Below are 11,083 nucleotides of genomic sequence, written 5' to 3' on the forward strand. Positions count from 1 at the left end.
GACCATCGGGCCCTGCGGGTGCGCGCGTTCGCGGCCTCCATCGGGGCGCAGGCCGTGCCGTTCGACGCAGCGGACGACCCGTTCTTCAACATCAACACGCCCGATGATCTTCGCCGGGCGCGGGAGCGTGCCCCGACATGACCCGCCCCCTGCCCCCGCCGTCGGCATGGCGGCCCGCGCGCCTGCTGTCCATCCATGACGCACCGCAGGCCATCGACCAGTGCGTGGCGGAAGAAACACCGGTTGCCTTCCACTATAACGGCATGCCGCACGCGGTGATGATGGCGACGCCACAGGATCTGGCCGACTTCGCGCTCGGCTTCTCATGGACCGAGGGCATCGTAGCCTCGCCGAAAGCCATTCGGGGCGTCGACATCCAGCCACGCGACGATGGCAGCATCGACATCACCCTGCGCATCGATGGGCCGTCGTTCGCACGGCTTTTGTCGACGGGACGCCGCGCCATGACCGGCCGCAGCAGTTGCGGCGTCTGCGGCACCGAACACATCGACGACGTCACACGTGTTTTACCCCCCGTGCCGCGCGGCACACCGGTCGCGATGTCGGCGATCGGCCGCGCGCTGGAGGCGCTGGAAACCCGGCAGCCCCTGAATGCCGACGTACACATGGTCCACGCGGCCGCCTGGGCGGACCTGCACGGCACGGTCACCCTGGCGCGCGAGGATATCGGACGGCACAACGCGCTGGACAAGCTGATCGGCGCACGGATGGCCGCCGGGGCCGAGACGGACGGGTTTGCCATCATCACCAGCCGCTGTTCCTTCGAAATGGTACAAAAGGCGGTCGCGGCCGGCATTTCGGTGCTGGTCGCGCTGTCCGCGCCCACCGCCCGTGCGCTGGACGTGGCCGAGCGCGCGGGCCTGACGCTGGTCGCCCGCGCACGCCGCGACCGTCAGATGGTGTTCACCCACCCCTGGCGGATCGAGGCGACCTGACGTCGGCCATCGCGATGCGCGCGTGGGGGCGCCGACAGTGCACGCAGGGCAGAGAACGCAACCCCTCGCCTACCGAAACATCGGCTGCCATCTGGTGACGGCGGCGTTCGCGCAGGCCTCGTCCTTGTCGCCGCCGGGCGCGCCGGACACACCGATGCCGCCGATGACCGTGTTGTCCGCCGTGCGAAGCGTCACGCCCCCGGCGATGAACAGCACTTCGGGCTCCGTGGCCAGAACGGCACCCTCGACGGGCCCCGTGAGCCTGGCTGCCACAAGCTCGCTCGTGCTGTTCTTGTTGAACGCCAGGCCGTAGGAAAACGCCGTGTAGGCCTTGCGGTACGACACGGACAGCGATTGCAGGGGCACGCGATCTCCCTTGACGACGGCCTGCGGATGGCCCGACGGATCCACCACGGTCGCGGTCACCGAATATCCCTGCGCCTCGCACGCCAGAACGGCATCATGGGCGAGATTTTCCGCGGTCTTCCAGTCGAGTTTACGAACCGTCACGAGATGCCCCCCGGTGTCGGACGCCGCCCGCGCCATTGCGCCGGCCGACACGGCGGGGATCGCAACAAGCGCACCGCATACAGCCAGAACCGTATTTTTCCTCATGACGTCGATGCCTTTTCCAACGAATGCCTGTCATGAGCCTCGGCGTGACGTATCACGCCAGCGGCTCCCGGATGTCGTGTCGTCAGGGCGCGTCCGGCCGCAGCGCGGGCGCGATATCCTCTCGTGTCGCGGGACGCAGAAGCTCGAACATCGCATCGGGCGTGATCTGCGCGTAGTCGCCCCGGCCGCCCGCGCGCAGGACGGGACGCGCCTCGGCCGTGCGATAGACGCCGTCATGTATCAGGTCGCGCCGGATATGAACGGCGACGACCTCTCCGAACGTCATACGGGCAGGCACGTCGCGACCAGCGCTGTCATGCAACTGGACGATGTCGGTCACGCGACATTCGAAATGAACCGGACTTGCGGCCACGCGCAATGGCCGGACCAGACGGCTGGGCAGCGTCTGAAGCCCGGCAAGGCCGAATTCGCTCTCGCCCGGCAGGGCGGCGAAGGATGTGGCGTTCATCGCCCGCACCAGGGCCTCGGTCGTCAGGTTCCAGACGAATTCGCCCGTCGCGGCGCAGTTGGCGATCGTGTCGCGGCCGGAAATACTGCTGAAGCCGATGATCGGCGGCGTGTAGTTGAACGCGTTGAAAAAGCTGTAGGGCGCAAGGTTGGGGCGCCCCTGCGCGTCGCAGGTCGAGATCCACCCGATCGGCCGGGGGCCGATGATGGCGTTGAACGGGTCGTGCGCCAGACCGTGGCCGAGCGCGGGTTCGTAGACATGGAACGTTTCGGTGTCGGCACTTGGTGTCTCGGGGGTCATCGGGCTCTTTTCCTGCGTGGCGTTGCGTGGCATGGCTGAAACCGGCCGCGCGATCGGCTGTCGTGCAGTCTACCCGGATAGGACAGGTGATGGTCAAAAGCGTTCTCGTTCTCGGCGCCGGCATGATCGGTGTCTCCACCGCGATCCACCTGCGCGAGCGCGGCCTTGACGTGGTGCTGGTCGACCGCAAGGCCGCCGGACAGGAAACATCCTATGGCAACGCAGGCCTGATCCAGCGCGAGGCCACGCGCCCCTATGCCTTTCCGATGAACGCCCGCGACCTGGTCGACGTGGCACTCGCCCGCAACAACGACGTGCATTACAGCATCGGCGCTCTGCCCGCCCTTGCCGGTCGCCTGTCGGCCTATGCGCGCAATTCGCTGCCCGGTCCGTATGGTCGCATCGTGCCGCCGTGGCGCGCCCTGATCGAAACATGCCTGACCGAACATACGCGCTTCATCGACGCGACAAACAGTTGGGACCTTGTCACGCAAGGCGGCTGGCGCAGCGGTTTTCGCAGCGAGGGCCGGGATTTCGACGCCGCGCGCGAAGACGCCATCACCCGCGTGCGCGAAGACGGCCTGTCCGTGGATATCGAGGATTCACGGACGCTCGCATCACGCGAGCCGGCACTGATCCGCGCCATGGCCGGGTCGATCTGGTGGAAGGACGCCTGGGCGGTCAGCAATCCGGGCGAACTCGTCGCACGCTACGCACGCCATTTCACGGCGATCGGGGGCGCCATCGCTTTCGGCGATGCCGCGACCCTCGACCGCACCGCAAGCGGTTGGTCGGTGCGCACGCCGGACGGCGTGCTGAACGCGGAGGCCACGGTCGTCGCGCTGGGACCGTGGTCCGACGATCTGGCCAAGCGACTGGGATACAGTTTCCCGCTGTTCGTCAAACGGGGCTACCATCGCCATTACACGTGTACGGCGATGCCGGCGATCCCGATGCTGGACGTCGAGCATGGCGTCATGATCGCCCCCATGCAGGCCGGCCTGCGTCTGACCACCGGGGCGGAATTCCTGCCGCGCGACGATGCCCCCTCGCCGGTGCAACTCGACGTCGCCGAACGCGGCGTGCGTGAAATCTTCGCGCTCGGCGCGGGTGTGGAGGCCACACCCTGGCTCGGCAGCCGACCCGTCATGCCGGACATGCTGCCCAATATCGGCGCCGCGCCGCGCGATCCCAGCCTGTGGTTCCATTTCGGCCATGCGCATCAGGGATTCACCCTCGGGCCCAGTTCGGGCCGGCTGCTGGCCGAGTTGATGACCGGGGAGACCCCCTTCGTCGACCCCACGCCCTATGCCCCGGCCCGCTGGCTCGACTGATGCACACGTGGCGTGCCCGCGTCAGCTCCGGCGTCGCGGCTCCACGCTGTCGCCCTCTTGCGGGCGGTCGCGGTTATCAAGCACGTCAAGCAGGCTATCGGGCAGCGGCTCGCGCAGCACGGTGTCGTAGGTCGTGTGGAGCGACTGCCTGATCCACCGCGCGACCGCGTCCGTGTCTGCCCGGCCTCTTCCTGCTGTCATCATCTGCATCATGGTTCGATCGTCCTCCTTTGTCAGACGATTGCCCCATTAAGCGACCGAGACCCCGCCAAAGTTTCCATCCCGATGCGCAGCATGCGCAGATCGGGCGAGCACCGGCCGGAGTTCCGGCCGCCGCCCCCTTTTCATGCCGCGTCTGAGGCTTGTTCACGCAGGGCCCGCCGCACACCCTGCGCCCAGGCCGGGTCCGCCCGTTCGAAATGGACCAGTTGCCGCTCGATGATCGCCTCGGGCACGCCCTGCATCGCGGCCGCGATGTTGGCGAAGAACCGTGCGCGCTGCGCCCCGTCGAACAGACGGAACAGGGCGCCAGGCTGCGTGTAATCGTCGTTCCCGGCGCGATGGTCGTACCACGTGTCGTCCCCCTCCAGCCGCAGGGGCGGCTCCTTGGCCATGGGCTGTTCCACCGGGCCGCCGAACGAATTGGGCTCGTAATAGGCATCCGTGCCGCGCGGCGCGTCAAAGCGCATCGGACCGTCGGCGTGATAGCTGTGCACGGCGACCTTCGGCCGGTTGACCGGCAGGGACTCGTAGTGCGTGCCGACCCGATAGCGATGCGCGTCGGCATAGGCGAACAACCGCCCCTGCAGCACCCGATCGGGGGAAAAGCCGATCCCCGGCACGATATTCGACGGCGAGAACGAGGCCTGTTCCATTTCCGCGAAGTAGTGTTCGGGATTGCGGTTCAACTCCAGCACCCCGACCTCGATCAGCGGGAACGCCGCATGCGGCCACACTTTCGTCAGGTCGAACGGATCGAACGGCTGCCGGACCGCCGCGTCCTCGTCCATGATCTGGACGAACATCGTCCAGCGCGGGTGGTCGCCGCGTTCGATCGCATCATACAGATCGCGTTGCGCGCTTTCGCGGTCCTGCCCCACGACCACCGCGGCCTCCTCGTTGGTCCAGTGGCGATGGCCCTGATGCGTCCTGAAGTGAAATTTCACCCAGAACCGCTCGCCCGCGTCCGTCCAGAACGAATAGGTGTGGCTGCCGAAGCCGTTCATATGGCGATATCCCTGCGGCAGACCGCGGTCGGAAAACAGGATCGCCACCTGGTGCAGGCTCTCCGGGCTCAGCGACCAGAAGTCCCACATGGCGGTCGCCGAACGCATGTTGGTGCGCGGATGACGCTTCTGGGTGCGGATGAAATCGGGAAACTTCATCGGGTCGCGAATGAAGAACACCGGCGTGTTGTTGCCCACCAGATCCCAGTTGCCCTCGTCGGTGTAGAATTTCAGGGCAAAGCCGCGCACATCGCGCTCGGCGTCGGCGGCGCCGCGCTCGCCGGCGACGGTCGAAAACCGCGCCAGCACATCGGTTTCCTGCCCGATCGAGCCGAACAGGGCCGCACGGGTGTAGCGCGTGATATCGTGTGTCACCGTGAACGTGCCGTAGGCGCCCGAGCCCTTGGCGTGCACCACGCGTTCGGGAATGCGTTCGCGGTTCTGGTGCGCCAGTTTTTCCAGTAGCTGGTAATTCTCCAGCAGCAGCGGGCCACGCGGTCCGGCGGTCTTGCTGTTCTGGTTGTCGGGCACCGGCGTTCCGGCTGTCGTGGTCAGGGTCGGGGCACGATCGGACGATGTCATGATGCTTCTCCTGTGAACGGAATGATCATCGGGTAACGTCGCCCACGCGATAATAAAATTCGATTGTTTTTATCTTATCGATCGGAAATAATTATCGAATGAGCGACATGCCCTCCCTCTCCGGTCTCTCCCTGCGCGATCTCGACTACGCCGTCGCCGTCGCGCGGCATGGGCACTTCGGGCGCGCGGCCGAGCAGTGCGGTGTCAGCCAGCCGGGTCTGAGCGAACAGATCCGCAAACTCGAATCCCTGCTGGGGTGTACCCTGTTCGAACGCGGGCGACGCGGCGCGCGACTGACGACGCGTGGTGCGGCCCTGATGCCGGCCATCGAAACCCTGGTGCGCGACGGCCGGGCGCTGCTCGAACAGGCGCGCAGTGCGGGCGACGGGCTGGGCGCATCGCTGAGCCTGGGCATCATTCCCACGCTTGGGCCATATTACATGCCCGGCCTGCTGCGCGTCCTGCGCACCGACTATCCCGACATTGCCCTGCGGCTGACGGAGGAAAAAACCGATGTCCTGACCAGCGACCTCCTGGATCATCGCCTCGACATCATGATCGTGGCGCTTGTCGAAAACGCGCCCGGTCTGGTCTGCGTCCCGCTGTTTTTCGAGCCGTTCCGGCTACTGGTCCCCGCCGACGATCCCCTCTCGATGGCCACGGCGGTCACGGCAGAGGATCTGGCACGTCCGGACCTGCTATTGCTCGATTCCGGGCATTGCCTGCGCGAACAGACGCTTTCGCTCTGCCGCCCTTCCGCGTCGGACGGGAGGTCGCCCCGGCTCGGCGCGAGCCTCGAGATGCTGCGCCACATGGTGGCCGCCGGCGAAGGGGTGGCGGTGATGCCCGCACTGGCGGTCGACGGACCGCGGGACGATACGCCCCTGACACGAAGTGTCGCCTTCGACGACCGCGCCGCAGGCCGCGTTATTGCCGCCTGCTGGCGGCGCGGCGACCCGCGGACGCACCATTTTGAAACGATCTCGCACCTTCTTCGACGATCTGTTGCATCCCCGTTAGTTCCGCCCTAACACTGCGCACGTATGCGCCGCCGACCGGCCGTGCCAGCGCACAACAACAGGGACTGCTGCTCGATATGAAGTGGTTTTTCGCCATCACCGGCCAGACTCTCGCGGACGATCCCGACCACGGTTTCATCGACTGCATCCGCGTGGCCGTCAAATCGGCCCACGACAACACCAGTCTGAAGCCCCACATGGTGTTCGACGGCGAGGAATGCGACTTCACGCGCGAAATGCGGGCCGCCGGCGTGACGGTGATCTTTCACCGCCTGCATTTCTTTGACCGTTTGCACGAAGCGCAAAAGCGCCAGAAGCCCGAATGGCCAAACTATATGCGCACGGCCGCTGGGGCCTTCCTGCGTCTAGACCTGCCGTTGATCGAGACGCAGGACCAGTACGTCCTCTACACCGATTGCGACGTCATGTTCACGGCCGAACCGGCGCTGGAGTTCTGTAAACCCGAAATCTTCGCGGCCTGCGGCCAGTTCGGACAGCAGGATTACTACAGCGACATGAACTCGGGCGTGATGCTGATCAACCTGCATCGCCTGGGACGGGACCTTCCGGCGCTGGTCGAATTCCTGTGCGACAATCTTTATCATATCGCGGGATATGATCAGGAACTTCTGCGGGTCTTCTACAACGCGCAATGGAGTCCGCTGTCGGCGAAATACAACTGGAAACCCTATTGGGGGCCGAACGCGGATGCCCGGATCGTGCATTTCCACGGCCCAAAGGCGCCCGCGTCACGCCGACTGATCGAGGATGCGACCTATCGCGAGCACGACCCGTCGTTCCACACGTGGCGTCACTGGTTCTTCCAGAACCCCGATGGCTATCGTCACTATGTCCCGGCGTGGGAGACCTTCCTCAAGCAGCCCTACGCCCACGAGAAAACGGCTACCCCGACACCCCGCAAGCGCGCCGCCCGGGCACGCTGACACCCTGCGACCACAGGCGGCGTGGCGCACTCGTGCCGCCGGCGCGCCTGAATCAGAACGCGCGAGCGATGGCCTGTCACCGTGGGCAGGCTGTCGTTTCAACACCGCATCGGACGCTGCGCGGCGGGCGGGGCAATGCACCCACGGATGTCCAACGCGTCACCCGGTAGCGCTGACAGCGTGATAACGGGCAGGATCGCAGGCTTGTGGCCCCCTGCGAAAATGCGCCTGCGCGGATTACTGGGCGCTTGCGGCGTCCGGGGTAATCCCGTAATTATGCGAACGATTATCAATTACAGGGACCGCCACGCGTGCTTCGCAAACTTCACCGCTGGATCGGCCTCGCCCTTGCCCTTCCCCTCATCATTCAAGGCGTGACGGGATCGTTGATGATCCTGATGAGTTCGGCGCTCTCCGAACGTCCCCACCAGACCCCGACGACCCAGCCCGTCAGCGCGGAGACCATCGTGGCGTCCGCCCGGCCTCTGGCACCGGCCGGAACGATTCCGCTCCGTTATGAACCGGCCCGCTGGAACGGCGACAGCGCCGTCGTCACCTTCGGACCCGCCGGAGAGCGTCATCCGGTGTTCCGGGTCATGGTCGATCCCGGCACCGGCCGCACCAGCGGCGTGCACGTCACCCCTGCCGTGATCCGCTTCATGCACAACCTCCATGCCGATCTTCTGCTGTTGCCCTATGGCCAGACCGCAACCGGGATCATGGGGCTCCTGCTGGTGGGCATGGCGATCACGGGCGTCATTCTGTGGTGGCCGCACCCGACGCTCTGGGCGACGGGAAAATGGCGTCGCACGGTGGTGCCCTCCCCCCGGGCCAAGGGCTATCGCTGGTGGCGCGAGACCCATATCAGCATCGGCTTCTGGACGTCACTGGTGCTGACCTTCCTCGCCGCCAGTGGCATGGTGCTGGCGTTCCCGTTTTCGCGTCCCCTGTTCGGTGTCCAGCCCCATGCCGACAACCGGGGTGGGGGCGAACACCATCACGCCCACGGTCCCGAAAACGCAGCCCCCCTTCCCGGCGAATCCGGGCTCGATCACGCGCTGTCTCTACTTGGGCAACGCTATCCCGCAGGGCACGTGATCGCCGTGCAACTGGGCGACAACCCCAGGCAGCAGAGGTTTCAGGTCGTGTTGCCGGCTTACGGCGTCAACCGCCCGGCCCAGATACGTGTCGACGCTCGCGCGGACACCGTGGCACTCGCACAAGATCCGGGCACGCAGAAAACCGGGGCCGCGGTGTTCCAGTGGCTGCACATGCTGCATGAGGCGCGATTGTCCGGTCCGGCTGGACTGGCCGAACTCTGGCGCGCGATCGTGTGCTTGACCGGCCTGGCGCTGACGTTCTTTTCGGTTTCCGGCGCGATCATGTGGGCCAAGCGGCGCGGCAACCGGCCCCGCAGACAGGTCGACGTGGCCGTCAGCACGGCCGCCACGCCGGAATAGATCCATGTCTCAGCCTCGCTGTGTCCCGATGCGCAGATCAGGACCGGTGTAGGGCCCGCGGTCCGGCCTGTTGATGCGAGGCGAGACCAGTGCCTCGGGCCACGCATCGTCACCGCTTCCGTCGCCGACCAGGGCCGTGCGGCGGCGCGGAATGCATTCGGGGATCTCGTCGCGGATCCGGCGCAGGATGCGTTCGCGGATGTCGCAGCTGACGTTCCACATCTGGTTCGCGCCCGCGGCGCCGGCGATGATGCGGATGGAAATCACCTCCGCATTACTGTCGGCGATCTGGCACGCCAGATTGGCCCGGTCCTGGTCCCAGTCGGGACAATGGACGATCTCTTCGTCCAGAAACTGGCGGATCCTATCCATCGGCGTCCGGTAGTCGAGCCACAGGAACACCGACGCAATCAGCGACGGCGAACTATGTGTCCAGTTCTGGAACGGATTCTCCAGGAAGTAGGCGATCGGGACGATATAGCGTCGCTTGTCCCATGTGCGCAGCACTACATAGGTCGCGTTGATTTCCTCCACATACGCCCAGTCGCCATTGAGGATCAGCATGTCTTCCATGCGGATCGGCTGCGTGATGGCGATCTGGATACCCGCGATCAGGTTGCTGAGCGCCGGACGTGCCGAGAGACCGACGACCAGCGACGCCGCACCAGCCGACGCGAACAGCGAAAAGCCGAATTTCTGAACGGCGGGGAACACCATCAGGGCAATGGCCACCGTGACGACGCCCACCGTGATCTCGATCAGTCGCCGAAGCACCCGGATCTGGGTCTGATGCGCGCGGACCGCGATGTCATCGGCGGTTTCCCGATGGGTAATCCGGTTCAGATACCCGTCGGTCGCCAGCCGGAACGTACGGATCACCCCGAAGCCGAATGTCAGGATAATCAGACACGCGAAGATCTTGCCCAGCGTGCCCAGCGTATCTGACGAAAGCCCCCGCGCGGCAGGCAGCGCCGCACTGGCCGCCATCAGCATCAGCAGGATGCGGATCGGCAGGCGAAGCTCACGCACCAGGGTTGGCACGATCGGCAGACGCCCCAGACCCGGCAGGCGCGGAATCAGCCCGGTGATAAGCCGCGTGAACAGCATCGCGACGACCGCGACGAAGGCCAGCAGCATGACGGAGGCAAGGGGCGCCGGAAGCCAGTCGAACCAGTGTCTGACCCCATACATCGACTCCACATAGCCGCTTCGCATCCGATGTCTCTTCCCTCTGCGTTTCGAGGCCCACACCCGGGCCCGCTTGCTGTGCCACACGGTGACAGCGCCGCACAGCGTGCGCGGTTGCGCCCTGCGGCCGGGGGATGTCCGGCCAAAGCGAACCGATTTGGATCGATCCTTTTTATAGCTGCAAAAGTGAAGCAGCCCGCACCGGACATGGCAGGGCTGCACGGACAGGTGCCCGGATGAAGTGTGTGTGGTCTGGCCATGGGCGGACGACGGTCCGCCGTGTCGGCCATCGGGGCGTGGCTCGACCCGCCCCGATGGTGCGGACGTTTAGTGCTTGCCGTGCGTGTCGGTCTTCGTCGGGCCGCCGTGACGCAATCCGTTTTCACGGAACAGGGTGTCGGCTTTCTTCTTCTGATCGTCAGAGAACGACGTATAGAGCGTCGTGAACGCATTACTCAGCGTCTGCAGATCCTGACCGCGCTTTGTCGCCAGATCGGCGTAGGACTTCATGATGTCCGCGGCCGTCTGCTGAGACAGCGACGCGTTGGCCGACTCAGCCGCCGCGTGCGCACTGGTGGCGTTGTCGCGCATGGTCTGCGCGAATGCGCTCCAGGTGGCTTCCTCCGACTGGGTGATGCCCAGATCGTCATGCAGCTTCTTGATATGCTCTTCCAGGCCCGCCGGCACCGACGCGCGCGCGGAGGCAGCCGCCGGGGCAGCGGACGCCGTGTCCGCCGCATGGGCGACGGCGGGCAACGTCGCCAGCCATCCGCCAAGGATCAGGGCTGGGGTGGAGAAGGCAAGCACCGTACGAAATGTCATGATGGCAGATCCTGTTTGAAGCATTGATGAGGAAGGGGTGGGCCTTAGTATGGCGCGCCATACCCGTAGGCCGGCGGTGGAGGCGGCGGCGGTGCCGCGGGCGCATAGACAGGCGGAGGCGCTGCGCGCGACGCCATCGCGCCGCCGACCAGCGCACCGATCGCAAGT

General features: G+C 65.8%; 11 protein-coding genes. 5 read left to right on the top strand and 6 right to left on the bottom strand.

Translation table 11 applies throughout. The features are described from left to right. Positions 1–137 precede the first annotated feature (137 nt). Complete coding sequence (gene fdhD / locus HUK82_RS11480) at positions 138–956, top strand: formate dehydrogenase accessory sulfurtransferase FdhD (RefSeq protein WP_176614088.1); 819 nt, start codon at positions 138–140, stop codon at positions 954–956. Positions 957–1,025: 69 nt separating this feature from the next. Here the strand turns inward: fdhD and HUK82_RS11485 are convergent, their stop codons facing one another. Continuing rightward, positions 1,026–1,571, bottom strand: a complete 546-nt coding sequence (locus tag HUK82_RS11485; protein ID WP_373318284.1) for a GlcG/HbpS family heme-binding protein — start codon at positions 1,569–1,571, stop codon at positions 1,026–1,028. An 82-nt stretch (positions 1,572–1,653) separates the two neighbouring features. Then, positions 1,654–2,373 (bottom strand): flavin reductase family protein, encoded by a 720-nt coding sequence (locus tag HUK82_RS11490; RefSeq protein ID WP_246495133.1) that lies wholly within the window; start codon positions 2,371–2,373, stop codon positions 1,654–1,656. Between the two features lie 56 nt (positions 2,374–2,429). Here HUK82_RS11490 and HUK82_RS11495 point away from each other — a divergent pair, with 56 nt between their 5' ends. Further along, positions 2,430–3,674 (top strand): NAD(P)/FAD-dependent oxidoreductase, encoded by a 1,245-nt coding sequence (locus HUK82_RS11495; protein ID WP_176614097.1) that lies wholly within the window; start codon positions 2,430–2,432, stop codon positions 3,672–3,674. Positions 3,675–3,695: 21 nt separating this feature from the next. On the opposite strand, the gene HUK82_RS11500 is transcribed toward HUK82_RS11495, so the two are convergent. Together HUK82_RS11500 and HUK82_RS11505 are read right to left on the bottom strand one after the other, a co-directional pair. After that, a complete protein-coding gene (locus tag HUK82_RS11500; protein ID WP_246495132.1) occupies positions 3,696–3,887 on the bottom strand; it encodes a hypothetical protein in 192 nt (63 codons plus the stop codon). Positions 3,888–4,018: 131 nt separating this feature from the next. Then, positions 4,019–5,482, bottom strand: coding sequence for a catalase (locus HUK82_RS11505; protein ID WP_176614089.1), 1,464 nt, complete (start codon positions 5,480–5,482; stop codon positions 4,019–4,021). Between the two features lie 98 nt (positions 5,483–5,580). Here HUK82_RS11505 and HUK82_RS11510 point away from each other — a divergent pair, with 98 nt between their 5' ends. The 3 genes from HUK82_RS11510 to HUK82_RS11520 all read left to right on the top strand — a co-directional run bounded on the left by HUK82_RS11510 (position 5,581) and on the right by HUK82_RS11520 (position 8,905). After that, positions 5,581–6,513, top strand: coding sequence for a hydrogen peroxide-inducible genes activator (locus HUK82_RS11510; protein WP_176614090.1), 933 nt, complete (start codon positions 5,581–5,583; stop codon positions 6,511–6,513). 65 nt (positions 6,514–6,578) lie between these two features. After that, entirely contained in the window at positions 6,579–7,445 is an 867-nt protein-coding gene (locus HUK82_RS11515; RefSeq protein WP_176614091.1) for a glycosyltransferase family protein, read from the top strand. 311 nt (positions 7,446–7,756) lie between these two features. Beyond that, positions 7,757–8,905, top strand: a complete 1,149-nt coding sequence (locus HUK82_RS11520) for a PepSY-associated TM helix domain-containing protein (protein ID WP_176614092.1) — start codon at positions 7,757–7,759, stop codon at positions 8,903–8,905. Between the two features lie 9 nt (positions 8,906–8,914). Here HUK82_RS11520 and HUK82_RS11525 read toward each other — a convergent pair whose 3' ends face one another. Together HUK82_RS11525 and HUK82_RS11530 are read right to left on the bottom strand one after the other, a co-directional pair. Further along, on the bottom strand, positions 8,915–10,120 hold the full coding sequence (locus tag HUK82_RS11525; protein WP_176614093.1) for a mechanosensitive ion channel family protein: 1,206 nt from the start codon (positions 10,118–10,120) through the stop codon (positions 8,915–8,917). Positions 10,121–10,420: 300 nt separating this feature from the next. Further along, the gene (locus HUK82_RS11530) at positions 10,421–10,915 is read right to left on the bottom strand and encodes a Spy/CpxP family protein refolding chaperone (protein WP_176614094.1); all 495 of its coding nucleotides are present in this window, start codon (positions 10,913–10,915) and stop codon (positions 10,421–10,423) included. Positions 10,916–11,083: the final 168 nt, after the last annotated feature.

The sequence above is a fragment of the Ameyamaea chiangmaiensis genome (assembly GCF_013376175.1).
Lineage (GTDB): Bacteria > Pseudomonadota > Alphaproteobacteria > Acetobacterales > Acetobacteraceae > Ameyamaea > Ameyamaea chiangmaiensis.